At 36.6% G+C, this 25,666-nt stretch carries 27 protein-coding genes and 1 pseudogene; 17 read left to right on the top strand and 11 right to left on the bottom strand.

What is annotated here, in order from left to right:
• Positions 1-16 precede the first annotated feature (16 nt).
• The 13 genes and pseudogenes from QF004_RS04185 to hisIE form a co-directional block, all read left to right on the top strand.
• The gene (locus tag QF004_RS04185) at positions 17-1,186 is read left to right on the top strand and encodes a glycosyltransferase family 87 protein (protein WP_307423083.1); all 1,170 of its coding nucleotides are present in this window, start codon (positions 17-19) and stop codon (positions 1,184-1,186) included.
• 13 nt (positions 1,187-1,199) lie between these two features.
• Complete coding sequence (locus QF004_RS04180; protein ID WP_307423080.1) at positions 1,200-2,129, top strand: glycosyltransferase family 2 protein; 930 nt, start codon at positions 1,200-1,202, stop codon at positions 2,127-2,129.
• 2 nt (positions 2,130-2,131) lie between these two features.
• Positions 2,132-2,908, top strand: coding sequence for a polysaccharide deacetylase family protein (locus QF004_RS04175; RefSeq protein WP_307423077.1), 777 nt, complete (start codon positions 2,132-2,134; stop codon positions 2,906-2,908).
• Positions 2,905-4,002, top strand: coding sequence for a glycosyltransferase family 1 protein (locus tag QF004_RS04170; protein ID WP_307423074.1), 1,098 nt, complete (start codon positions 2,905-2,907; stop codon positions 4,000-4,002). Before QF004_RS04175 ends, QF004_RS04170 begins: the two co-directional genes overlap by 4 nt.
• A 53-nt stretch (positions 4,003-4,055) precedes the next feature.
• The gene (locus QF004_RS04165) at positions 4,056-4,484 is read left to right on the top strand and encodes a hypothetical protein (protein WP_307423071.1); all 429 of its coding nucleotides are present in this window, start codon (positions 4,056-4,058) and stop codon (positions 4,482-4,484) included.
• Between the two features lie 271 nt (positions 4,485-4,755).
• The gene (gene hisG, locus QF004_RS04160; protein ID WP_282905856.1) at positions 4,756-5,613 is read left to right on the top strand and encodes an ATP phosphoribosyltransferase; all 858 of its coding nucleotides are present in this window, start codon (positions 4,756-4,758) and stop codon (positions 5,611-5,613) included.
• A gap of 47 nt (positions 5,614-5,660) precedes the next feature.
• Complete coding sequence (gene hisD, locus QF004_RS04155; RefSeq protein WP_307423066.1) at positions 5,661-6,956, top strand: histidinol dehydrogenase; 1,296 nt, start codon at positions 5,661-5,663, stop codon at positions 6,954-6,956.
• Entirely contained in the window at positions 6,946-7,968 is a 1,023-nt protein-coding gene (gene hisC / locus QF004_RS04150) for a histidinol-phosphate transaminase (RefSeq protein ID WP_307423064.1), read from the top strand. The genes hisD and hisC overlap by 11 nt, the downstream gene beginning before the upstream one ends.
• 3 nt (positions 7,969-7,971) lie before the next feature.
• Entirely contained in the window at positions 7,972-9,066 is a 1,095-nt protein-coding gene (gene hisB / locus QF004_RS04145) for a bifunctional histidinol-phosphatase/imidazoleglycerol-phosphate dehydratase HisB (RefSeq protein WP_307423061.1), read from the top strand.
• Entirely contained in the window at positions 9,063-9,644 is a 582-nt protein-coding gene (gene hisH / locus QF004_RS04140; protein WP_307423058.1) for an imidazole glycerol phosphate synthase subunit HisH, read from the top strand. Before hisB ends, hisH begins: the two co-directional genes overlap by 4 nt.
• 158 nt (positions 9,645-9,802) lie before the next feature.
• On the top strand, positions 9,803-10,516 hold the full coding sequence (gene hisA / locus QF004_RS04135) for a 1-(5-phosphoribosyl)-5-[(5-phosphoribosylamino)methylideneamino]imidazole-4-carboxamide isomerase (protein ID WP_133440764.1): 714 nt from the start codon (positions 9,803-9,805) through the stop codon (positions 10,514-10,516).
• Entirely contained in the window at positions 10,517-11,269 is a 753-nt protein-coding gene (gene hisF, locus QF004_RS04130) for an imidazole glycerol phosphate synthase subunit HisF (RefSeq protein ID WP_307423051.1), read from the top strand.
• Positions 11,270-11,351: 82 nt separating this feature from the next.
• A pseudogene (hisIE, locus tag QF004_RS04125) lies at positions 11,352-11,948 on the top strand (bifunctional phosphoribosyl-AMP cyclohydrolase/phosphoribosyl-ATP diphosphatase HisIE); the annotation flags it as partial.
• A gap of 326 nt (positions 11,949-12,274) precedes the next feature.
• Here hisIE and rplT read toward each other — a convergent pair.
• Together rplT and rpmI are read right to left on the bottom strand one after the other, a co-directional pair.
• Positions 12,275-12,619: a 50S ribosomal protein L20 gene (gene rplT / locus QF004_RS04120; RefSeq protein ID WP_133440761.1), complete on the bottom strand. Its 345-nt coding sequence runs from the start codon at positions 12,617-12,619 to the stop codon at positions 12,275-12,277.
• A 117-nt stretch (positions 12,620-12,736) separates the two neighbouring features.
• Positions 12,737-12,934, bottom strand: a complete 198-nt coding sequence (gene rpmI, locus QF004_RS04115; protein WP_027377392.1) for a 50S ribosomal protein L35 — start codon at positions 12,932-12,934, stop codon at positions 12,737-12,739.
• Between the two features lie 507 nt (positions 12,935-13,441).
• On the opposite strand from rpmI, the gene QF004_RS04110 reads away from it, so the two are divergent.
• The 3 genes from QF004_RS04110 (at position 13,442) to QF004_RS04100 (ending at position 16,099) form a co-directional block, all read left to right on the top strand.
• Positions 13,442-14,044 (top strand): hypothetical protein, encoded by a 603-nt coding sequence (locus QF004_RS04110; RefSeq protein WP_133440760.1) that lies wholly within the window; start codon positions 13,442-13,444, stop codon positions 14,042-14,044.
• 299 nt (positions 14,045-14,343) lie between these two features.
• On the top strand, positions 14,344-14,814 hold the full coding sequence (locus tag QF004_RS04105; RefSeq protein WP_307423042.1) for a GNAT family N-acetyltransferase: 471 nt from the start codon (positions 14,344-14,346) through the stop codon (positions 14,812-14,814).
• 103 nt (positions 14,815-14,917) lie between these two features.
• A complete protein-coding gene (locus tag QF004_RS04100) occupies positions 14,918-16,099 on the top strand; it encodes an MFS transporter (protein WP_307423039.1) in 1,182 nt (393 codons plus the stop codon).
• Positions 16,100-16,324: 225 nt separating this feature from the next.
• Here the strand turns inward: QF004_RS04100 and QF004_RS04095 are convergent, their stop codons facing one another.
• From QF004_RS04095 to QF004_RS04055, 9 genes are all read right to left on the bottom strand, one after another.
• Positions 16,325-16,849, bottom strand: a complete 525-nt coding sequence (locus QF004_RS04095; RefSeq protein WP_307423036.1) for a hypothetical protein — start codon at positions 16,847-16,849, stop codon at positions 16,325-16,327.
• 321 nt (positions 16,850-17,170) lie between these two features.
• On the bottom strand, positions 17,171-17,677 hold the full coding sequence (gene infC / locus QF004_RS04090; protein WP_185145765.1) for a translation initiation factor IF-3: 507 nt from the start codon (positions 17,675-17,677) through the stop codon (positions 17,171-17,173).
• Between the two features lie 92 nt (positions 17,678-17,769).
• Entirely contained in the window at positions 17,770-19,689 is a 1,920-nt protein-coding gene (gene thrS / locus QF004_RS04085; RefSeq protein WP_307423033.1) for a threonine--tRNA ligase, read from the bottom strand.
• 266 nt (positions 19,690-19,955) lie between these two features.
• Positions 19,956-20,393 (bottom strand): hypothetical protein, encoded by a 438-nt coding sequence (locus QF004_RS04080; protein ID WP_307423031.1) that lies wholly within the window; start codon positions 20,391-20,393, stop codon positions 19,956-19,958.
• A gap of 54 nt (positions 20,394-20,447) precedes the next feature.
• Positions 20,448-20,636 carry a hypothetical protein gene (locus QF004_RS04075; RefSeq protein WP_133440753.1) on the bottom strand — a complete coding sequence of 63 codons (189 nt, stop codon included), beginning with the start codon at positions 20,634-20,636 and terminating at the stop codon, positions 20,448-20,450.
• A 10-nt stretch (positions 20,637-20,646) separates the two neighbouring features.
• Positions 20,647-21,213 carry a DUF4230 domain-containing protein gene (locus QF004_RS04070; protein WP_373456879.1) on the bottom strand — a complete coding sequence of 189 codons (567 nt, stop codon included), beginning with the start codon at positions 21,211-21,213 and terminating at the stop codon, positions 20,647-20,649.
• Between the two features lie 50 nt (positions 21,214-21,263).
• Complete coding sequence (locus QF004_RS04065; RefSeq protein ID WP_133440752.1) at positions 21,264-21,824, bottom strand: thioredoxin; 561 nt, start codon at positions 21,822-21,824, stop codon at positions 21,264-21,266.
• A gap of 31 nt (positions 21,825-21,855) precedes the next feature.
• On the bottom strand, positions 21,856-22,323 hold the full coding sequence (locus QF004_RS04060; RefSeq protein WP_133440751.1) for a nucleoside triphosphate pyrophosphohydrolase family protein: 468 nt from the start codon (positions 22,321-22,323) through the stop codon (positions 21,856-21,858).
• A 99-nt stretch (positions 22,324-22,422) separates the two neighbouring features.
• Entirely contained in the window at positions 22,423-23,562 is a 1,140-nt protein-coding gene (locus tag QF004_RS04055) for an acyl-CoA dehydrogenase family protein (RefSeq protein ID WP_282905839.1), read from the bottom strand.
• 189 nt (positions 23,563-23,751) lie between these two features.
• Between QF004_RS04055 and QF004_RS04050 the strand changes: the two genes are divergently transcribed.
• Positions 23,752-25,623: an endonuclease gene (locus QF004_RS04050; protein WP_307423020.1), complete on the top strand. Its 1,872-nt coding sequence runs from the start codon at positions 23,752-23,754 to the stop codon at positions 25,621-25,623.
• Positions 25,624-25,666 lie beyond the last annotated feature (43 nt).

The following is a 25,666-nucleotide window of genomic DNA, read 5'->3' as shown; positions in this document are numbered from 1 at the left end:
TATATACTGCTTAAAATTGAAAGATAAATTCCTAAAATTCATATCAAATCCCAAATATATTTTTGGGATTTATTTTCTTGTTTCTGCTTTATCTGCCATCGCAAAATACCGCGGCGGACCGGAAAAGTATAATAATTACATGATCTTCAAAAATGTTTTTACCAATACTTTGGCAGAGAGAAACATCTATCTGTTATATCCGGAAGTACATTTTGATTCCAATCATTACGGCATTTTATTCAGCATATTAATAGCGCCTTTCGCCATTTTACCCGATTGGTTGGGAATTGTTTTATGGAATATTGCCAATACTTTCGTTTTTGTTTATGCCATTCATAAACTGCCGTTCTCTAATCCGAAAAAAGCATTTTTTGCCTGGTTATGTTTGCAGGAATTCATTACTGCTGCGGTGAGTCTTCAGTTTAATATTGCTTTGACGGGTTTATTAATGTTGTCGGCGGTTTATATTTACGAACGGAAAGAAACCCAGTCAGCGATTTCCATTTTAATAGGATTTTTTGTCAAACTCTACGGAATTGCCGGGCTTTCTTCTTTCTTCTTTATTAAGAATAAATGGAAATTCATCTTATCTTTTTTAGGATTCGGTATTTTATTTCTGATATTGCCGATGTTGATTTCAAGTCCCCATTTTGGGCTTCAGTCTTACGCCGATTGGTTTCAGTCACTGTCAGAGAAAAATGCAGCGAATCAGGTTTTAGGAAACAGACAGGACTATTCTCTGATGGGAATCGTCAGACGGATTTCCGGACATGCCGATATTTCCAATCTGGTTTTTCTCCTTCCTGGAATGGCCGTTTTCGCCCTGCCTTATTTACGGATAAAACAATATAAAAATCTTTCGTTTCAGTTGATGATTTTAGCATCGACCCTTTTGTTCATTGTTCTCTTCAGTTCCGGTTCAGAATCGCCGACTTTTATTATCGCCGTTGCGGGAGTGATGATTTGGTTCATCATGCAAAAAGAAAGATCACTATTAATAATTGGTTTATTAATCTTTGTCATCATCTTAACCTGTTTTTCATTTTCGGATTTATTCCCCCAAATCATTAAGGATAATTATATTATGAAATATTCCTTAAAAGCATTACCTTGTTGCATCGTTTGGTTCCGGATTATTTACGAATTGCTGACCAAAGATTTCGAAAAAGATTATCAATTAGATTAATTAAATTTCAGCTGTGAAGAAGATTTCCATCGTCATTCCCGCTCATAACGAAGAAGATAATGTCGTCTTGATTCATCAAAGAGTCAAAGAAGTTTTTGCTAAACTTAAAAATTACACTTTCGAAATCATCTTTGTAAATGATGGAAGCCGCGACCAGACTCAGGCAAAACTCGAACAACTGGCCATGAATTTTGAAGAAGTAAAGTTTATTGAATTTTCCCGGAACTTCGGACATCAACCCGCTGTAAAAGCTGGAATGGATCTCTCTACCGGAAACGCTGTAATATCAATGGATGCCGATTTGCAACATCCGCCGGAACTCATTCCCGACATGATAAAAAAATGGGAAGAAGGATTTGATATCATTTACACGATACGAACTTATCCTAAACAAATTTCTGCTTTTAAAAGAAAAACGTCTACGATCTATTATAAGTTTTTATCCGCAATATCCGATGTTAATCTTTCTGAAGGGGGCGGTTCTGACTTTCGATTAATGGATGCTTCGGTGGTCGGTGTTGTGCGGAATATGAATGAAGCGGATATTTTTCTCAGGGGATTATCGAACTGGATGGGTTTCAGGCGAGCAGGAATTCGTTTTACCGCAGGTGAACGGACGTTTGGTGAAAGCAGTTATAATCTTAAAAAAATGATGAAGTTTGCTTTTACAGGAATTACAGCATTTAGTGTGAAACCATTGTATTTGGCGGCGTATCTTGGATTCATTTTCTCTGTTTTTTCTATTTTCGGATACGGAATTTATGTGGTTCATTCTTTTATTACGAAAACTGAAATTTCCGGCTGGGCTTCTTTGATTATGACCGTTGTCTTTTTTGGCGGTTTACAGTTAATAATTATGGGAATCATCGGCATTTATCTGGGCAAAATCTTCAAACAGGTAAAAGAAAGACCGAATTATATCATCCGTTCCAAAAATTTTTAACAATGGTTTTACTCAGTTTTGATATTGAAGAATTTGATATGCCTTTCGAATACAAAGGCGATATTTCCTTTGAGGAACAGCTTTCAATTTCGAGAAAAGGACTACAGAATATATTGGAACTTCTGAAAAAATATGGCGCGAAAGCTACTTTTTTTTCAACGGTTGTTTTTGCGGAAAATAATAAAGATTTAATAAAGCAGCTTTTAGAAGAAGGTCACGAATTGGCTTCTCATACTTGGTTTCATTCAAAATTTGAAATTGAAGATCTGAAAAAATCCCGTGAAAGATTAATGGAACTTTTTAATACCGAAATTACCGGACTTCGAATGCCGAGAATGATGAAAGTGGATGAAAAAGAAGTTGAAAAAGCCGGTTATTCCTACAATTCATCGGTCAACCCAACCTTTCTTCCCGGAAGATACAATAATTTAAAAGTATCGCGAACCTATTTTAAAGAAGGCGACGTTCTACAGATTCCGGCTTCTGTTTCTCCGAATTTCAGGATTCCGTTATTTTGGCTGAGTTTCCATAATTTCCCTTTAAGTTTCTACAAAAAACTGGCGAAAGATGTTTTGAAAAAAGACAACTATCTGAACATTTATTTTCATCCTTGGGAGTTTGCAGAAATTAAAGACGGGAAATTTAAACTTCCCGGATTTACAACCAAAAATTCAGGAAAAGAAATGATCGAAAGGTTTGATCAGTTTCTATTTTGGCTAAAGAATTCCGGCTGTCAGTTCGGAACTTTTCAGGAATTTCAAAAAAATATTTCATCATGAAAATTGCTTTTGATGCGAAACGTTTCTTTAATAACAGTTCGGGTTTAGGAAACTATTCCCGCGATTTGGTAAGGATTTTGGCGACCTCTTTTCCTGAAAATGACTATATTCTTTTCAATGAAAATCAGTCTGAGAAAGGAAAGGATATTTTAAATTTACCCAGTGTTTTTTTTGTCGAAACTTCCAAAGGAACGATGTCGCGGCAATTTAAAATGGGAATAGACGCGCAAAAAACAAACGCCGGTATTTTCCACGGCCTTTCCGGTGAACTGCCTTTAAAATGGACGGATCAACCGATTAAAAAAATCGTCACCATTCATGATTTGATTTTCATGAGATATCCGCAGTATTATTCTTTTTTCGACCGGATGATTCATTTCTGGAAATTTAAAAGAGCCTCCGTTCAGGCGGATGTTATTATTGCCATTTCTGAACAGACGAAAAGAGATATTATTAAATTCTTAAAAGTTCCGGAAGAAAAAATCCGAGTTGTTTACCAAGGTTGCCATCACGCTTTCAAGGAAAATCAAAGTGAAGAATTTTTACATTCAGTTAAGGAAAAATATCTTTTACCTGAAAGATTCATCCTGAATGTTGGAACCATCGAAGAACGTAAAAATTTACTAAATGTGGTGAAAGCGGTTAACGGAACAAAAATTCCTTTGGTCGTCGTCGGTAAGAAAACGAAATACTTTAAAAAAATAGAAAAGTATATCCTCAAGCATCAATTGAAGAGCCAGATTATCTTTCTGGAAAATGTTTCAATGGAAGAGCTTGCGGCAATTTTTAAACTCGCAGATATTTTCGTTTATCCGAGTTTTTTTGAAGGTTTCGGGATTCCTGTGATCGAAGCTCTTTTCTCTGAAACACCGGTTATTACAAGTAATGTAAGTTGTCTTCCGGAAGCTGGAGGAAAAGATTCAGTTTATATTAACCCTCATGATGTTGAAGATATCAAAGCAAAAATTCTGTTTCTCTGGAATAACGAATCCGAAAGAAAACGTCGGGCAGAAAAAAGTTTGGTATTCGTTCAAAAATTTAATGATGAAAATATTGCGCAGGATTTGATGAGTGTTTACCGGCAGATTCTTTAGGTAACCAAAAGAAATATTCAAAACAGAAATTATTTTACAATCAACAAAACAGGATGAAAAATATTTTACTATTTGCTTTTTTTATAGTGTCCACGTTCCTGTATTCGCAGGATGAGAAACAAAGATTCGAACAAACGCAAACCAAAGAATTGGTTTCCAATGCCGCTTATAACAACGCTCTGAACGAAATGCAGAGCAGTGCGGACAAGAGTACTAAAGAAAAAATAAAACAGGTGGACGAACAGTTCGAACTGAACTTCAGTAAAAAAGCAAAATATGAAACCAGGTTGAAATTATTGCTGCAAAAGAAAACAGAGGCGAATGAGAAATTAATGCAGGCTAAATCAGATGCAGAAAAGGAAAAGTTTAAAGAAAAAATATCGGAACTCCATCTTGATATCGATAAGTTAAAGAAGAAATTGGTGGAAAATGAAGTCGAATTAAAAACCCTTCAAAATTTCTATAATAAGTTGAAGAAATAAATTATTGTCAAATTTAGTATCTGTTTATCAGGTGTTTATGTTTTTATAAAAAATATATCTTGCACATTCGGAAATTTATCAGCTATATTTGCACAGTTAAAACAACATGAAAAATACAACCGCTTTATTCCATCATTATCATCTCATCTAAAGACGAGTTGATTTAATGTGGTCCAAAGTGGCTAAAATAATAATAAACCGTCTGAGCAAAGACGGTTTTTTTTGTTTAAAAAATTAAGACATTTGTTCAGACCCAATCCCAAAACTGAAGATGAACAAATTAAAGATCGCCATCCAGAAAACCGGACGGTTAAGCGAAAAATCTCTTGAACTATTAAAAGAATGCGGTATAAAAATCCCGGATTTTAAAAGCAAACTCAAAAACTCAGCTACTAATTTTCCGCTGGAAATTCTTTTCCTCCGCGATGATGATATTCCAAAATATGTAGAACAGGGCATCGTCGATATCGGGATCATTGGGGAAAATGAAGTGCTAGAACAAGGCAAAAATGTAGAGGTAGTGAGAAAGCTGGGTTTTGCCAACTGCCGGTTGTCATTGGCTATTCCAAAAGAGCAGGACTATTCTGATCTCAGCTTTTTCAACCAAAAGAAAATCGCGACTTCTTATCCAAACATTGTTAAAAATTATTTCGAAAAAAATAATATTGAGGCAGAAATTGTTGAGATTTCAGGAAGTGTGGAAATTGCGCCAAGTATTGGTTTAGCAGACACGATAGCGGATTTGGTGAGTTCCGGAAGTACACTTTTGCACAATGGTTTGAAAGAAGTGGAGCAGGTTTTAAAGAGTGAAGCCGTTTTGATTTCCAGTCAAAATCTTCCCGAAGATATTTCTGTTATATTGGAATCTTTCCTGTTTCGAATTCAGGCGGTTATCAATTCGCGGGAAAATAAATATATTTTGCTGAATGCCCCGAACGATGCTATTGATAGAATTATTGAAATTTTACCCGGAATGAAATCTCCAACCGTTTTGCCGCTGGCGGAATCTGGATGGAGCAGTATTCACTCGGTAGTTCGTGAAAATGAATTCTGGAAAATTATCGATGAATTAAAAAAATGTGGAGCCGAAGGAATTCTGGTCATCCCAATCGAAAAAATGGTTTTGTGAAAAATTAGAAAGGAGACGATTAGATATTAGACATTAGATGATTAGATATGAAAAATATTATTAAATATCCAGCGCAGAATACCTGGGAAACTCTTTTACAGAGGCCGGTTCTTGAAAAAACTAATTTGAGAAATACCGTTCAGGAAATTTTCATTGAAGTTAGAAATGAAGGTGATTCAGCATTAAAAAAATTCTCGGAAAAATTCGATCGGGTAAACATCGATAATTTATTGGTTGCGAAAGAGGAAATAGAATTGGCTATCAATCAGGTTTCACCGGAATTAAAAGAGGCGGTTTCTCAGGCAAAGGAGAATATTTACCAATTTCACTTTGCTCAGAAAGAGAAATCCGATGAAATTGAAACCACAGAAGGCGTCGTCTGTTGGCGCGAATCCAGAGGGATTGAAAAAGTGGGGTTGTACATTCCTGGCGGAACGGCGCCGCTTTTTTCTACCGTTTTAATGTTGGCCATTCCGGCTCAGATTGCGGGTTGTAAAGAAATTATTTTGTGTACGCCACCGCAAAACGACGGTTCGGTCAATCCCGCGATTTTGTACACGGCAAATCTGTGTGGAATTTCCAAAATATTTAAAGTTGGCGGTGCCCAGGCGATCGCAGCTTTAACTTTTGGAACAGAAAGTATTTCTAAAGCAGATAAAATTTTCGGTCCAGGAAATCAGTATGTTACGCAGGCGAAACAATTGGCCATGGAATATAATGTGGCAATCGATTTGCCGGCGGGTCCCAGTGAGGTTCTGGTGATTGCCGATCAAACTGCAAATCCGGAATTTTGCGCGGCAGATCTATTGTCACAAGCCGAACACGGCACCGATTCTCAGGTGATTTTTATTGCGACAGATGAAACTGTTTTTAATGAAACTTTAAAGGAAATTAAAAAACAGTTATCCGATCTTCCGCGAAACGAAATCGCAAAATCTGCCTTGGAAAAAAGCTCTTTTATCTTAATGGAAAATCTTGATAAATCCATTGAAATGAGTAACTTTTATGCTCCGGAGCATTTAATTTTAGCGGTTGACAATCCCAGAAATTCTGTTTCAAAAATCACCAGTGCCGGTTCTGTTTTCCTCGGAAATTATACGCCGGAATCTGCCGGAGATTATGCCAGCGGAACCAATCACACTTTGCCGACCAACGGTTTTGCCAGGAATTACAGCGGTGTTTCGCTCGACAGTTTTGTCAAGAAAATAACCATCCAGGAAATATCAAAAACCGGGATTCAGAATATTGGAAAAACAATAGAAATTATGGCTGCCGCAGAAGGTTTGATGGCCCACAAAAATGCAGTTTCACTTCGCTTAAAATCTTTAGAAAATGAAATTTAATTTAGAAAAGACAATCAGACCGCATTTGGTGGGAATGAAATCCTACTCGACTTCGCGACCGGTTGAAAACAAAAACCAGTTCATTTTACTGGATGCCAACGAAAATCCTTTCGGAAATTTCAACCGCTATCCGGATGCTGAAAATGTTCGGTTAAAACAAAAACTGGCGGAAATCAATAAGGTTGAAACCGGAAATTTGTTTTTGGGAAACGGAAGTGATGAACTGATCGATTTGATCATGAGAATATTTTGTGATCCGGGGAAAGATTCGGTAATGGTTTTCAATCCCAGTTTTGTCATGTACGAAATTTATGCGAAAATGAATAATGTGCAAGTTGAAAAACTGCAGCTGAATTCAGAATTTCAGTTGGATAAAAAGGAGTTTGAAAATGCTATTTCAAAAACTCAGGCTAAAATTTTGTTCCTGTGTTCGCCCAATAATCCGACAGGAAATTCGGTTGATGATTTGGAGTATTTTATTCAAAGTTTTAATGGAATCGTGGTTGTGGACGAAGCATATATCGAGTTTTCGCCTCTGGAATCAACAGTCAGTTTACTGAATCAATATCCGAATTTAATTGTTTTAAAAACGTTGTCTAAAGCTTATGGAATGGCGGGATTAAGAATTGGAGTTGGGATTTCATCGGTAGAAATTGCTGCGTTTTTTAACCGGTTTAAGCCTCCGTATAATATCAGTTCAGAAAGTCAGCGGCTGGCTTTGGAACAATTGGAAAAAGAAGATGAACAGGCTGAAAATATTCAGACCATTTTAGCAGAGAAAGAAAAATTGAAGAAAGGTTTGGCAGAAAATAAAGAGGTTGTCAAAATATATCCGTCACATGCTAATTTTTTTCTGGTGGAATTTAAAGATGCCGAAAAGGTTTATCAGAAATTACAGGAAGCCAATATTTATACAAGTCTTCGCCACCCGCAGTTAAAAAATTGTCTCCGGCTGAGTGTCGGGAAACCTGAAGAGAATTTAAAAGTTTTAAACGTATTATCAGAAATATAAATCATGAAAAAAGTATTATTCATCGACCGTGACGGAACTTTAATTATAGAACCGCCGATAAATTTACAGGTAGATTCTTTAGAAAAACTGGAATTTTATCCGAAAGTGATTCAGAATTTAGCCAAAATTGTCAACGAACTCGACTATGAATTGGTCATGGTGACCAATCAGGACGGTTTGGGAACGGATTCTTTTCCTGAAGAAGATTTCAGAATTCCTCAGGAGAAAATGCTGACCATTTTAGCCAATGAAAATATTGTTTTTGCTGATCTCCTTATTGACAACAGTTTTGAAACAGAAAATTCGCCCAACAGAAAACCGCGAACCGGATTACTGCAGAAATACATTTACGGAAATTACGATCTGAAAAACTCTTTCGTCATTGGCGACCGAAAAACTGATGTAGAACTGGCGAAAAATTTAGGCACACAATCTATTTTTATTGGAAAGGAAAATTTGGAAGACGCCACTTTGACCACGGAAAGCTGGGATGAAATTTATCAATATTTAAAACAGATTCCGCGCAAAGCAAAGATCAGCCGAAAAACAAAAGAAACCGAAATTACCATCGAACTGAATCTGGATGGAAGCGGAAAATCGAATATTAATACGGGTTTGGCGTTCTTTGATCACATGTTAGAACAGATCTCCAAACACGGAAATTTTGATTTGGAAATTTTGGTCAATGGCGATCTGCAGGTCGATGAACATCACACCATCGAAGATACGGCTTTGGTTCTGGGAACCTGTTTTGAACAGGCTTTGGGATCCAAAAAAGGAATAGAAAGATATGCGTTTGCTTTGCCGATGGACGATTGTTTGGCGCAGGTTGCACTGGATTTCGGAGGTAGAAACTGGCTCGTTTGGAATGTAGATTTTAAAAGAGAAAAAATTGGCGATGTTCCGACGGAATTATTTTATCACTTTTTCAAATCATTTACGGATACCGGAAAATGCAATCTCAATATTCAGTGTGAGGGCGAGAATGAACACCACAAAATTGAATCTATTTTCAAAGCTTTTGCCAAAGTTTTACGCGATGCCGTAAAGCAGGATCAAAACAATTTTTCCATCCCAAGTACCAAAGGTATATTATGATAGCAATCATCGATTACGGCGCCGGAAATATAAAATCCGTGGAAAATGCCGTAAGAAAGTTAGGTTTTGAAACCATCATCACTTCAGATTCTGAGGAAATCAGAAATGCTGAAAAAGTAATTTTTCCAGGAGTTGGTGAAGCTTCGACAGCGATGAATTATTTAAAACAGAGAAATTTAGATACGTTGATTCCGACTTTGAAACAACCGTTTTTGGGAATCTGTTTGGGACAACAGTTGTTGTGCAATTTTTCGGAAGAAGGTAATACCAAATGTCTGGGGATTTTTGATCTGAAAGTAAAGGAATTTCCCGCCACCGATATTGTTCCGCACATGGGTTGGAATAATTTACAGGCGATAGAAGGTAAACTTTTAGAAGGAATTTCCGCAGAAGATAATTTCTATTTTGTCCACAGCTACTATTGTGAAGTGGGAGAGAATACGACTTCCGAGTGCGATTATATTTTACCTTTCTCTGCGGCTTTGCAAAAAGACAATTTTTATGGAACGCAGTTTCACCCTGAAAAATCTGGCGATGTTGGTTCTAAGATTCTTGAAAATTTTTTAAAATTAAAATAAAAGACTTTAACCACAAAGTCACAGAAGTAAAAGTTTACATTTTATCTCCTAAAGTTGACAAAAGGAATGTATTTATTCTCATTCTTTTATAGATTTTTGAGTTGCTTTAAGGAGTAAAAAACTTTTGTTCTTTTTGTGGTTTTAAAACTAAAATAAAAATGAAACTCATTCCAGCCATAGATATCATCGACGGGAAATGCGTACGTCTCTCGAAAGGCGATTACGACACCAAAAAAATCTATCATGAAAATCCTTTGGATATCGCCAAAGAATATGAAGAGCACGGAATCCAATATCTACATTTGGTCGATCTGGATGGGGCGAAAGCGAAAACCATTCAAAATCTAAAAACTTTAGAAATGCTCGCAGTTCAAACGAATTTAATTATTGATTTTGGAGGTGGCATAAAAACGCGAGAAAGTTTGCAAAGTGCTTTCAATGCCGGAGCGAATCAAGTGACAATCGGAAGTATTGCCGTTGAAAATCTGGGACTTTGCCAAGAATGGATTAGTGAATTTGGTGCCGAAAAATTAATTTTAGGCGCAGACTGTTTAGACCGGAAAATAAAAACGTCCGGTTGGTTAACCGATTCTGATCTGGATGTTCTGGATTTTATTCAATCTTATGAAACGAAAGGATTGAAAGAAGTCATCTGCACCGATATTTCAAAAGACGGAATGTTGGAAGGGCCTTCATTTGAATTGTATAAAGAGATTTTAAGTCAATGCAAAATTTCATTAATAGCAAGTGGTGGAATTTCTTCAATACAGGATTTGCAGGATTTAAAACAGATCGGCTGTTCCGGAGCGATCATCGGAAAAGCTTTATACGAGGGAAAAATCAGTTTAAAAGAACTTCAAAAATTTAATTAAATGTTGAAAAAGAGAATAATCCCGTGTCTGGATATCAAAGACGGAAAAACGGTGAAAGGAATTCAGTTTGAAGATTTACGGATTGCCGGCGATCCTGTGGAACTTGCCAAGAAGTATGTCAAAGACGGTGCTGATGAATTGGTTTTTCTGGATATTACGGCGACTTTAGAAAACAGGAAAACTTTGATTCAACTCGTTGAAAAACTGAGTTCGGAGATCAATATTCCTTTTACGATTGGTGGCGGAATTTCTTCTGTAGAAGATGTTGAAGCTTTATTAAAAGCCGGCGCGGATAAAGTCTCCATCAATTCTGCGGCAGTTCGGAGACCGGAACTCGTTCGGGAACTCGCACAGCAATTCGGGAATCAGTGTGTCGTGGTGGCGATTGATACGAAGAATATTAATCGTGAAGATTATGTTTTCATTAATGGTGGAAAAATTCAGACGGAACTGAAAACGCTGGATTGGGTGAAAACCGTTACTGATCTCGGAGCCGGAGAAATATTGCTGACTTCCATGGATTTTGACGGTACGAAAAACGGTTTCGATATCCGAATGTTGCAGAATGTTGCCGGGGTTTGTCAACTTCCGGTCATCGCTTCCGGCGGCGCAGGAAAAATGGAGGATTTTACCGAAGTTTTCACCAAAACAAAAGTGACCGGCGCTTTGGCTGCGAGTATTTTTCATTTCAATGAAGTCAATATTTTTGACCTTAAACAGCATTTAAAACGAAATAAACTCGCCATACGGTGAAATCGCTATTAACAAGTTTACCAATAAACGCAAATAAAGTCTGATGCTTGCTTATGACATTTAATTTAAAAACAATAAAAAATTACAGATGAATATAGATTTTGAAAAAGGGAACGGTTTGGTTCCCGCAATTATTCAGGATTCCCGCACACAACAGGTGTTAATGTTGGGTTATATGAATGCAGAAGCGCTGGAATTAACTCAGAAAGACGGACGGGTTCATTTCTTCAGCCGCACCAAAAACAGGATTTGGCTAAAAGGAGAAACCTCTGAAAATTACCTTTATGTAAAAAGCATTAAAGAAGACTGCGATTCCGATGCGCTTTTAATTCAGGCAAAACCAGCAGGAAATGTTTGTCACACCGGAAGTTTCAGTTGTTTTGGCGGAAAAAAATCGAGTGGATTTTTGTATGAATTAGAGGAAACGGTTTCAGAACGAATTGATGACAAAGTTGAAAACTCTTACACCTACCAATTGTACCAGAGAGGCATCAATAAAATGGCGCAGAAAGTAGGGGAGGAAGCGGTAGAACTGGTCATTGAAGCGAAAGATGATAATGCCGATCTTTTTAAAAATGAAGCGGCAGATTTGCTGTATCACTTTTTAATCTTGCTGAAAGCAAAATCTTTTTCTCTAACTGAGATCGAAGAGGTGTTGCTGGAAAGAAATAGAAAGTAATATAAGGGCTTTTACTTCTCACAGATTCCACAGATCTCACAGATTAATAAGCGATCTAATTTTGTTTCTTCTTGCGCATTTGCTAAGTGTAACGTCCTTGCGTCCTAAAAAACACACGCAAAACAGCATGATTGTCAGCTAACCGTTGCGCCGTTGCGTTATAAAAAAAACATCATCATTTAGAGCTTTTGTCAATTTGTTTTTAAGCGTGTTTTTTTGTCAACAACCTTTAGTTTTTAAAATTTATATAAAACTGAGCATATCTCATAAAAAAATCTCATACCTGGTGGTATGAGATTTATAATTGATAACAAATAATTCTACATTTATTTTACTTGATCAACGATTGCTTTGAACGCTTCAGGGTGATTCATTGCTAAATCAGCTAAAACTTTTCTGTTCAATTCGATGTTGTTCGTTTTAAGAGCGCCCATAAACTGGGAGTAAGACATTCCGTGTTCTCTTGCACCAGCGTTGATACGCATGATCCAAAGAGATCTGAAATTTCTTTTCTTTTCTTTTCTACCGCGGTAAGCATATTGCATTGCTTTTTGTACGGCATTTTTAGCGACGGTCCAAACGTTTTTTCTTCTACCGAAAAAACCTTTCGCCAGCTTAATTACTTTTTTTCTGCGAGCTCTTGAAGCTACTGCATTTACTGATCTTGGCATAATTAAATTTGTTTTTTTGAAAAGGGCGGCAAATTATTTCATTACACTTGTTTGCACCGTTTCAGGGTTAAATTTTCTGAATTTGTTAATTCTTATAAACCGGTTGATTTATAAAAACTATTTTAAAGCTAATTGACGTAAAACGCTCTTTTTGTCCACTTCTGCAACATAAGAAGTTTGCGTAAGATTTCTCTTTTGCTTCGTTTCTTTTTTGGTCAGGATGTGGCTTTTGAAAGCACCTTTTCTTTTAATCTTTCCGGTTCCGGTCAGCTTAAAACGCTTCTTAGCACCTGATTTAGTTTTTAATTTTGGCATTTTGCTTAATTTTATCTATTTGTTATCAATGTCATTTTCTTATCATGTGCACCCACTTTACAGTATTCTACACATTTTTCAGACTGCAAAAGTACGAAATTTCAGTGAATTACAAAAACATATTACGACCGAATATCAATAAAGGTTCTCGCAGGTTAGTTTGTTCCTGAGTTCAGAATTGGGCGTGCCCTTCAGTCGGTCATTATCCCGTCTGACGACGGAACCATTCCCTCCTTCCGGTCGGGCTCTCCGCTCATACTCCTCATGCCAAAGCTTTCCCACCGCTTATTCCGGGGTAACCGCTGCGATCCCTCACGCGGGAGCGTTTTGTTAATTAGAAGATTTTGTGTGCCGATATGATTATCGTTGATGAAATTTAGATCTTTTGTGGGAATTATTCTTTATATTTGAGATGATAATGAATGACGAAGATGTCCGACTTGTCCGGGTAATGGTTTTGTTGCCCGTAGTTTTAGATGAACGCCACCAAGTAAAACTTATTAAAAAATGAAAAATTTAATACTATTCTTTTTACTCTTAATTTCCCTCAATTTATTTTCCCAAAATTCTGAAGATTATAAAACATTTATTGAAAAAATAAAAAAAGATTCAAAAACTGACAAAGCTGACAAAACAGTATATCATCTTTTCAATGATTTCTACGAACAAGGATTACAATCTGATCAAGGGGAATTAAGCGAAGACATTTCCCAAAGAATTCAAAAGTTATATTCTGATAAAAAAGCAAAAAATTTGCAGATACTAACTATGTTTTTGCTATACCAAAACCATATTACTGAAACCGCTGCAGTTGGAAAACAGCCTGATCCAAATTTTCAGATTAATTTGATCAAAGATTTAGAAAGCGAATTGAAAAACACTTACGGAAGTGTTCCTATAATTATTAATATTTATAAAGCGGAAGCTTTAAACTCTGCTGGAGCAACGAAAGAGTCTGCTGAAATAATTTCAAATAGCTTAATTCAATATCCAAACTCTGTTCCGCTAAAAGTCTATAAATATTTAGATACAAAAGATGAGAAAATTAAAAAAGATTTAGTGGATAATCATACTAATCATTGGATGGTTAAACAATTTGGGATAAAATAAAAACGTTCGAAAATCTATCTATCTGCAACAAGGATTTTAGCCATATTTTTGTTTTAATTTAAATATCCCACTTTGGCAGTTTCCATTTCCTCCCTTGCAAATTCTACTACTTTAATCCGAAAACATCATTAACTTTATTTCCGGTAATTTGCTCGCTGCAATCTCTGTCGGAAATAACCGCCGATTCCGCAGAACAGTTTTAATTCCAAAAGATTCTGCCGATATTTAACGTTCCGCATTTTTAAATTATTTTTGTAGGAAGCTTTACAGTCCTTTATAAAAACCGATTTATAAAAACCATGATCCAAAATAAAATTGAAATAATAGAATATTCTGACGACCTGAAAGAAGCCATCAAACTCCTCAATTACGAATGGCTGGAAAAGTATTTTCGGATAGAGGAAAGTGATATTCAGTCGCTTTCAAATCCAAAAAAAGAGATCATTGATAAAGATGGATTTATTTTTTATGCAAAACTTAATGATGAAATTGTGGGCACCGTTTCCCTGTTAAAGAAAACAGAAAGTGTTTATGAATTAGGAAAAATGGCCGTCTCTGAAAAGGCACAAGGCTACAAAATCGGAACACTTTTAATGGAGCATTGCTTAGATTTTGCGAAACAAAAACACCTAAAAACTTTAATTTTATACTCCAATACGCAATTAGAATCTGCCATTCACCTTTACCGTAAATACGGTTTTTCTGAAATTAAGCTGGATGAAGGCCTTTACGAAAGAGCAAACATTAAAATGGAAAAACATCTTTTGTGAATTTTCTTACTGATACCATCAATCACACAAATCAGATTTAAATAACAGAAATTGAAGTAATCGTTGAATATTTTCCTCATTTTTGCACCTTGAAAATAGGAGAATGAAGTTAGATAAAAGAATAATACCTCTGGCCATCGGAGGTTTAGGAATAGGAACGACGGAATTTGCGGTAATGGGGTTATTGCCGGACATCGCAGATACTTTACAAGTCAACATTCCACAAGCAGGGCATTTGATCTCGGCGTATGCTTTTGGCGTGGTCATCGGAGCGCCTTTAATCATTGGATATGCGGTGAGATTTCCGCCCAAAAAAGTATTGATTGCCTTAATGGTTATTTTTACTTTATTTAATGGTCTTTCGGCAATTGCGCCCGATTATACTACCATGCTGATCATCAGATTTCTTTCAGGTTTACCACACGGTGCATTCTTCGGAGTGGGAACGGTGGTTGCTGCAAGAATGGCACAGAAAGGCAAGGAAGCATTTAACATATCACTGATGTTTACGGGACTTACCGTCGCGAATCTCGCAATGGTCCCCTTCGTTACCTATATTGGTCACATCTTTCACTGGCGGTGGTATTTTGTGATTGTTGGAATCATCGGGGTGGTCACCGTGCTGTCTTTAAAATTTTGGCTTCCGGAAATAGAAAGAAAAGGAGAGACTCACTTTTTAGAAGAATTAAAATTTCTAAAACACAAACAATCTTGGTTAGTTTTACTCATCACAGCCATCGGATTCGGAGGATTATTTACGTGGTTCAGCTATATCACGCCTTTAATGACCGAAGTGTCAAAAATTGACAGTGCTCACATGGCCTATGTAATGGTACTTGCCGGTGCAGGAATGGTCGTCGGAAACCTGGCCGGTGGATTTTTATCTGACCGGTTGGGTCCGGAAAAAACATGCTCCCTTTTATTGTTTTCAATGATGTTTTCTTTAGTCGGAGTATTTTTCCTTTCAGAATATCAAAGTGTTTCTCTGGTGCTAACTTTTATCTGTGGAGCACTTTCTATGGCTGTTGCAGCACCGATTAATATTATGATGATGAAGGCGGCACCAAGAAGCGAAATGATGGCAGCCGCTTTTATGCAGGCAGGATTTAATATTGCGAATGCTTTGGGAGCTTTTTTGGGCGGAATTCCGTTAGAAAAAGGATATGCATTCAATTACCCTGCACTGGTCGGTGTCGGAATGACTTTTTTCGGATTGCTCATAAGTTTGCGATACCGGTATTTACACCAAAAGGGACGTTTTGAAACGGATAAACTGGCACTTTGATTTTGATAACTGAGGCTGAAATTTTATAAATTAGTATTTAACTAAAAAAGAGATTCGTTAGAGTCTCTTTTTTAGTTTATCAATCAAAGCAATGTTAGCAAGAAATCAGTACATCAACTGATCATCAAATTTATTTAGCAGGATTTTTAGGGCTCATCATTGAAATCATTTTCAGGCTAAAAAAACGATTTCAATAATAACGAAATTGATGTGAAATAATTTTTTTTAAAAGGTATTTCGACTTCCTTCAGAGTCCATATCCGATTCCATACCATCGCTTGTGGCATCATAAAACCGGGTTGCGTCGGTAAAATAGAGATTGTTTTTTGCTTTGCTGATTATTCTGGCGCGCTCCGCTTCACTTAGATCATGATGTTTTTGAGCGGTTTCGGGATATCTTTCTTTTGTAAATTCGTTGACGTTAATTGCTCCTTCATCGTTCATGATTTTTCTCGCTTTTTCCGCACGATCCATTTCATCGGTGTAAACGGTTACAATATTACTTTTTGTACCCGCATAACTGTATTTATTTTTTTCATCTTCATTATCACCGAAAAGCCAATGCCAAAATCCCGAAGTTTTTTCATCTTCCTTGAAATGATTAAAACCTGAGGATTTGTCGTCTAATGCTGAAGTGGAATAGCGCGAAACAGTATAATCTTGTTTTGGAAAACCGGCACTTTCCAATTGTCTTTCGACTCTATCTAAATCTTCATTGTTCGGGAACATTCCCACGATGGTATACGACATAATTTTAATTTTTTAATATTATTAATGGTAATTTGGTAGTTGATATCATATCAAAAATGATGACAAAATCAATGCCTATAGTCAACTTTACAAGTTTTTAACACAAACCCTGAAACGGAAATTTCGGTAAAGTTTCTTTAAATGAAAATTTTTCTGTAATTAAACTGTCTTGTCTAAACATTATTTTTTCCCTCTTCCATTGTTATTTTCAGCGTACGATTGTAAAAAAGATATTTGATTTTAACGCAAAAAAAAAGAGATTCAAAAGAATCTCTTTGCTATTTTATAATTCAAAGTTGAAAAATCAACTGATCATCAAATTTACTTAGCCGGTTTTTTCGGGCTCATCATCATAATCATTCTCTTGCCTTCTAATTTCGGCAATTGATCAACTTTTCCAACGTGCTCTAATTCCTGAGCCAACTTAAGAAGAAGGATTTCTCCCTGATCTTTAAAGATGATTGAACGGCCTTTAAAGAAAACGTAAGTTTTCAGTTTTGAACCTTCTTCTAAGAATTTTTCGGCGTGTTTTTTCTTGAAATCGTAATCATGCTCATCGGTTTGCGGACCGAATCGGATTTCTTTTACGGTCACTTTTACTTGTTTGGCCTTTAGTTCTTTCTGCTTCTTTTTTTGCTCATAAAGAAACTTTTTATAATCCAGAATTCTGGAAATAAAAGGTTCTGCTTTATCTGAAATAACCACTAAATCTAATTCCTGATCTTTTGCTATTTCAAGAGCTTTTTCTAGCGGATAAACGCCTGGTTCCACATTATCACCTACTAAACGTACTTCTCTTGCCCGGATTTTTTGATTAATCTGGTGCAAATCTTCTTGAACACGTCTCTGTGGACCTCTACCTCTGTAATGAAATTTTTGTGCTATGGTGTCTTATTTTAATTGGTTAAATTCTATTTTTTTTAAATTTTTGCTTCTTTTTTGAAGTAATTGATAAAGTCTTCTACGCTCATGGTGCCCAGATCACCTTCACCTCTTCTTCTTACAGAAACTGTTCCGGTACCTTCTTCATTTTCACCTACGATCAGCATAAATGGCAGTTTCTGTAATTCTGCATCCCGGATTTTTTTACCCGTCTTCTCGTTTCGTTCATCAACCAGTCCACAAATATCGTGATTTTCCAGCAATTGTGAAACTTTTTTTGCATAATCCACATATTTTTCACTTATTGGTAAAATAGTGAACTGATTTGGAGCTAACCAAAGAGGGAAATCTCCTGCTGTATTTTCCAGCAAAATTGCAATAAACCTTTCCATAGAACCGAATGGCGCACGGTGAATCATCACTGGCCGGTGTTTTTCATTATCGCTTCCGTTGTACCAGAGGTCAAATCTTTCCGGTAAATTATAATCTACCTGAATCGTTCCCAATTGCCATTTACGACCGAGTGCATCTTTGACCATGAAATCGAGTTTCGGACCATAGAAAGCTGCCTCGCCATATTCAATCACATAGTTTAAGCCTTTCTTTTGAGCAGCCTGTATAATCGCATCTTCTGCTTTTTTCCAGTTTTCATCGCTGCCGATATATTTTTCTTTGTTCTCCGGATCTCTTAAAGAAACCTGAGTGACAAAATCTTCAAATCCTAAAGATTTAAAAACATACAATGTTAAATCAATTACATTTTCGAATTCTGCCAGCAACTGATCTGGTGTACAGAAAATGTGTGCGTCATCCTGGGTAAAGCCACGGACTCTGGTCAAACCATGGAGTTCTCCTGATTGCTCATATCTGTAAACCGTTCCGAATTCTGCAAAACGTTTTGGTAAATCTTTGTAAGACCATTGCCCCACTTTATAGATTTCGCAGTGATGTGGACAGTTCATTGGTTTTAACATAAACTCTTCACCTTCGTTTGGAGTTTTGATGGGCTGAAAACTGTCAGCGCCGTATTTATCCCAGTGACCGGATGTTACGTATAATTCTTTGGCACCAATATGCGGCGTCATTACGAATTCGTACCCTGATTTTTTCTGAGCAGCCGATAGGAAATCCTCGAGTTTTTTGCGGAGTGCAGTCCCTTTTGGTAACCATAACGGTAAACCTGCACCTACTTTTTCAGAGAAAGCAAAGATTCCTAATTCTTTACCCAGTTTTCTGTGGTCGCGCCGTTTTGCTTCTTCAAGACGTTCTAAATATTCAGTTAAATCTTTTTGTTTCGGGAAAGTGATTCCGTACACGCGGGTTAACTGTTTGTTTTTTTCGTCTCCTCTCCAATAAGCTCCGGCTGCGTTAAGAATTTTTGCTGCTTTTACAATTCCGGTTGACGGAATATGGCCGCCACGACATAAGTCTGTGAAGTTATCGTGGGTACAGAAAGTAATTTCCCCATCATTCAGGTTAGAAATTAATTCTGTTTTATATGGATTGTCGGCGTATTCTTTTAGCGCATCTGCTTTTGAAACAGGGTATAGACTGAAGGTTGTATTTTTTTTTGCATTCTCCAGCATTTTCTTTTCTATTTTCTCAAAATCTTTTTCTGATAAAGATTCGTCGCCGAAATCTACGTCATAGTAAAAACCCTGCTCAATTGCCGGACCTATCGTTAATTTTGCCTCCGGATAAAACTCCATAATCGCCTGTGCTAAAAGGTGAGCAGAGGAATGCCAAAATGCTTTTTTACCCAAATCATCGTTCCAGGTCAGCAATTGAAGCGTAGAATCTGTGGTTATAGGAGTGGTTGTTTCTACCTGTGTTCCGTTTAAAATTGCGGAAATGGTGTTTCTTGCCAAACCTTCGCTAATTGATTTTGCTACGTCAAGCGGAGTTATCGCGCCTTCAAATTCTTTGATGCTTCCATCGGGAAGAGTGATTTTAATCATTTTGAACTAAAAATTTAAGTTGCAAAAATAAGGATTTTTTTGCTTTATCGGATTGTCTTTTATTGAAAACTATCCATTAGTGCAAACTGATGGTATTCAGTTCCAAAATATGAGAAATTTTTGAGTGTTGAAGATAAAGGGTTTGGATTTTGAAAATGAAAAGTTTATTTTCTGAAGTTGTTAAACTCATCTTCAAAATAAGAAATCGTCCCTATATTTTCATTTTGAGACGATTTCTAACTATTAAAAAAAATATTGATGAGGCATCAGTTTAATGGCTCCTGGTTAAACTTGATATTACTTTTCTTTAGTTTTTTTCTCTTTCTAGAGTGCATAAACGAGGTCTTTGCTAGTTTTGCATCCTGTATTTTTTCTTGGCAGATGCCTGTTATCTTATTGAGTTCAGCTCCAAATTTTATCAAAATATTTTTCGCTTTATGCGCCCGGTTTAAGTTGGGGGTATACACTGAAATTTCATTCCGGTCGATAAAATGATCTTCTATCAAAGATTCAGGTTGAAATTTAGTATTTTTTGTAAAACCAGGAAATTGTTTGATAAATCCTGCTTTGGTTAAGCTTTTGGCTGCTGAAATTGCGTCGTCGATGGTTGGGAAAACTCCGGTTATAGTATATGTCATTGCTGAAAATTTGTTGGATTCTGCAAAATGGTATGCGTAACATATTGCATGCAAATTGTGTGACATTTGGCTGGTGCTGACGGACTTTAATAATACTTTAACAATAAAAAACAGCGAAAATTAATTTTCGCTGTTTTGATCTGTATTGTCAGTCTTGCCATCGGGCTGTAATCGGGAACTTTTTTTAATTTGTTTTTTTACAGCATGTTCATTTTTTATTTCTTCAGTGGCGGCCGGTAGATTGGGTAAATCCTCATTTTCCTTTTTTACGCGGGCTTCTTTGTTTTTTTTATTTTTGGGAGAATCCATACTTTGATAATTAAAGTTTTGATAAATCGATCTGACCGGTCTGGTCTTCTATTTTATAGTTCAAAGCCTTTGCCAAAACAAATATTTGATCTAAATCTTTTAAAAGTTGTTTTTTACCTTCATCCCGAAGTCGGTTTTGGTTGACGGTTTTATAAGCGTTGTCTTTTGCTGATTTGGTGATTTTCTGAAAATCTTTGCTGGTAAACCGATTAAAGAAAGCGTCATCCAAAGATTGAATTTCAACGCTTGGAATGATTCGGATTTCTGCATTTGGTAATTCTGTAATAATGAGTTTTTTATTGATAGAATCAACTTTTATTTTCATTTTAGACAAGTCGTAGGTTACCTGTGCATTGGTTTTGGTAAAGGTGATAATCTGCTTTTCAGAGGAAGGTAGCAGCGAGCTGCCTAACATCTGTGAGGTGATTTTCGTTTTCTGCATGCTCGAGAAATCCTGTTCCAGCACGACCAGTTTATTCAGCTTTCTTATTTGATTGGTAATGATGTAATAATCGTTCTGAACTTTGTCTTCAGCTTTTTTTGTTAAAGAATTCCACAGAAAAAAGAGGAGCAACATCACTACTGCGCCGGCGATAAAGAATAATGGTTTTTGGTTTGCTTTCAAATTTACTTTATTAAATCTTTGAGGGATGTATTGTCTTTTTTAAGGATATCCACTAAATCTCTTTCCAGATATCCTGTTGAAGGACTTTCAATAATCCTGCCAATTTCTTTGCCGTATTTCTGTACGATGATGGTCGGGACCCGCTGAATATTTAAGGGGCCTTCTTCGCCGTTCGGAGCTTCTTTTTTACGGTTGACCGCGATCATGGTAAGTTTATTTTCCGGATATCCAACCGCTTCCAATATTTTGAATAATCTGGGAACTTCGCGGTGGCTGTCTTCACACCAGGTTCCCATTACCAAAGTGATATTGTAAGAATTCAGTTTTTCTTTTTTCAGTTCGGCAATTGCTTTCTGATCAATTTGGTATTCGTCGTGTTCTTTTCCGAACCATTCGTTGTAAGGCTCTTTTAAGAGTTGATTTTTTGTTTGAGGTCCTAAAAGCATTTTTCCATCATTTTTTGTCTCTACTTCACGGTTTATCACAATTTTCTGTGAATTGCAGGATTGTAACGCAAGAAACAGCGTAGATGCAGTGAGTATTGTTTTAGTGAAATTTCTCATTGTATAGGTAATTGAAAATGGATTATTATAATTATTCTTCCAGGATGGTTTTCAGATCTGCGGGTGAGTAATAGAGGTTTTTGAGAACTTTGTGATCAGACAGGCGGTGTACATTAATTTTATCCCCGGAATTTTGCGCGTAAGCAGCTTCACCTTTTTCCTTATAAAATGCGATTGTTTCTGCAGCTTCCTGTTGGTTTGCGCACGCTTTAGACATATTGGAGCGCTGAACTTCATTAAATAATCTGACAAATTTTTCGCCCAACCCAAATTCCAAAACGGCTCCGCTTAAAACGTATTGTAAATCACACAAAGCATCTGCAATTTCCACCATATTCTTGTCGGCGATGGCGTCTTTCAGTTCATTTAATTCTTCCTGCAAAAGTGCAATTCTCAAGTTGCACCGGTCAAAGTCGGGAATTGCCGGTTTTTCCAGTACAGGCGCATTAAATGTTTTGTGAAATTCTGCAACCTGATTTAGGGAATCTATTTTATCCATTCAATTTTTAATTTTAACAAATATATACATTCAGTTTAATAAATAAAAAAGCTGACTCATGAATGAAGCAGCTTTTAATTATATTTTTTTCTACAAGAATTATTTTGAAATTTCTCTTCCGATAACCAATCTCTGGATTTCAGAAGTTCCTTCTCCAATCGTACAGAGTTTAGAATCTCTGTAGTATTTTTCAGCCGGGAAATCTTTGGTATAACCATAACCTCCGAAAATTTGAACGGCATTATTAGCAATTCTTACACAGGCTTCAGAAGCATATAATTTTGCCATTGCGCCTTCTTTGGTCATTGGCTGTTTGGCATTTTTCAGATTTGAAGCACGCTGAATCAATAATTCGGCAGCATCGATTTCGGTGGCCATATCTGCCAACATGAAATTAATCGCCTGGAACTGATTGATTGCTTTTCCGAACTGATGTCTTTCTTTCGAATATTTCAAAGCCGCTTTATAAGCACCTTTTGCAATTCCTAAACTTAAGGCAGCAATAGAAATTCTACCTCCATCCAGGATTTTCATCGCCTGTTTGAAGCCGGAACCAACCTCACCTAAACGGTTTGCATCGGGAACTCTTACGCTGTCAAAAATAAGTTCTGCTGTTTCTGAGGCGCGCATTCCCAATTTGTTTTCTTTTTTACCTGACGTAAATCCGGCCATTCCTTTTTCTAAAACAAAGGCAGTAGAATTATTTCTGGCTCCTTTTTCGCCGGTTCTGGTCATTACTACAGCGATATCTCCTGAAATGGCGTGCGTAATAAAGTTTTTTGCTCCTGAAATAATCCAGTCGTCACCATCTTTTACGGCAGTAGTGCTCATACCACCAGAGTCGGATCCGGTGTTATGTTCGGTTAATCCCCAGGCACCGATGACTTTACCGGAAGCGAGTTGCGGCAACCATCTGTGTCTTTGTTCCTCATTCCCGAATTCATAAATATGGTTGGTACACAGTGAATTATGGGCAGCGACAGAAAGTCCTATCGAAGGATCTACCTGTGAGATTTCATCCAGAATAGTCACATATTCGTGATAACCCAGACCCGAACCACCATATTCTTCCGGAATCACGATTCCCATGAATCCCATATCACCCAGCTGGTGAAATAATTCTACGGGGAAAGTTTGGCTTTCGTCCCAGTCCATAATGTTAGGACGAATATTTTTTTCTGCAAAATCTCTGGCGGTTTCTGCGATCATATTAAGGTTGTGAGTAGTCTCGCTGTTCATATATTATTTTTGTTTTCAAAGATAATTAAAATGATGTATTAAGAAAATTTTTTTTAACTTTAAAATATATGTGATAGATGGTTCTTTTTTCAAAAAGTATTGTCAGTGTTTAAAAAATTCATAAAAAATTAATGATTTAGTTATCAAACATTAGTTATTTAACTAATTTAGCAATCCAAAATTTTAACAATGAAACAACTTTTATTTTCTGTTTTCTTATTGCCTGTCTTCTTTTTTTCTCAATCGCCGACAAATTATTATGACGGAACTTCTGGGCTTAATGGGTATGAACTAAAATCGAAACTTCATGATATCATTTCCTCCAAAACCATTACCTGGCATTATGGCGATTTGCCCAATTTCTATGGACAAACCGACGTGGATCATTATTATGATTATGATGCATCGAACACTACTTATTTACTGGATATGTACAGCAATAATCCAAACGGAACCACTGCTTATCATTATACCAAAGAAAATCTCATCAGTTCTGCCGCAACCGAAGGGTTGGGGTATAACCGCGAACACATGATGCCGCAAAGTAGTTTCAACAGCAATTATCCTATGTATTCTGATTTGTTTTTTGTGATCCCTACCGATGCGAAAATTAATCAACTAAGAAGTAATTATCCTTACGGAATTGCAGGAACACCGAATTATTACACTTTTACCAATGGTTCTAAAATCAGTAAAAACGGCACGCCAAATTCCGCTTATACTGGCAGAGTCTATGAGCCAAATTCCGAATTTAAAGGTGATATTGCCAGAACTTTATTGTATTATGTGGTTCGGTATGAAGGAAAATTAAATTCTTTCAATTACTATAACGGTACTTCGCCAGCAAATGACACAAGCCCTCTGGATGGAACAGAAGAGAAGGCTTATGAAGATTGGTTTTTAGCAATGCTTCTGCAATGGCATAAGAATGATCCCGTTTCGCCTAAAGAAGTTGAGAGAAACAATGCGGTGTATGCGATTCAGAAAAACAGAAATCCCTTCATCGATCATCCGGAATGGGTCGACTCAATTTGGTCGCAAAATCACGCGGTCATAACTCCGCAAGCTCCACAGAATTTAAGCAGTTCGCAGACCAGTGCGTATTTTGTTAATTTAATCTGGACTCCTTCTTCAGATCGCGATGTTTTGGGATATAAAATCTTTCAAAACGGAAATTCGGTTGGCTATACAAAAAATGCAAATTTTACGGCAGATCACCTTTCTCCGTCTACTTCTTATCAATTTACGGTAAAAGCATATTACCGAAATTACACCGAATCACCGGAAAGTAATTTGTTGTCCGTAACCACTTTAGATGAGGATATTTATGCAAAAGATTTAATGATTACCAAATATTTGGAAGGAACAGCTGATAATAAAGCTATTGAAATCACGAATAAAACCGGGCATGCTGTTAATCTGAATAATTACCGGATTAATATTCAGTTCTATAGCGGAACAAATTATTATTCTCCGGCTCCTTATGAATTGGAAGGAACTGTGGAGCATAACGAAACTTTTGTAGTTCTTAATCCGAGAGCTAATTTATCTTGCATTACTAATGAACAGGCGAAGTTTGTTTCCGCAGCTCCACAAATGACTTTCGTGGGAAGTAATTATATGGAATTGAAATATAATACCACCACCGTAGAGGCGATCGGAACTTACGGAATGAATAATTCATCAACTTTATCCGATGTTTCCCTTTATAGATTGCCATCAGTGACGAATCCTGCCAAAACTTTTTCGCTTTCGGAGTGGCAAAGTTACCCGACAGATTATTGTGAGAATTTAGGAGTTTTAGCAGCTTCCGATGTCAGTATTTACAGCAGTAACGACTGGTCTGTGTACCCGAATCCTACGGTTGGAAATACTTTATACATCAAAGGAAAGCAGGTTGAGAAAATTCAAAAATCTTCTATTTACGATATTTCAGGAAAATTTATTCAGCAGGAGAATTTACCGTTTAAGAATAAAAACTTCATCAATGTTCAAAAGTTGAATCCTGGCGTCTATATTTTAAAACTTGATAAAGAATCATTGAAGTTTATCAAAAACTAATAATGACGGTGTTTTATAAAAAATCAGCTTCCCCGGAAGCTGA

It is taken from the genome of Chryseobacterium sp. MDT2-18, assembly GCF_030815285.1.
Lineage (GTDB): Bacteria > Bacteroidota > Bacteroidia > Flavobacteriales > Weeksellaceae > Kaistella > Kaistella salivictor.
The sequence above is the reverse complement of the archived record's forward strand: the minus strand, read 5'-3'. Positions and strand labels throughout refer to the sequence as shown.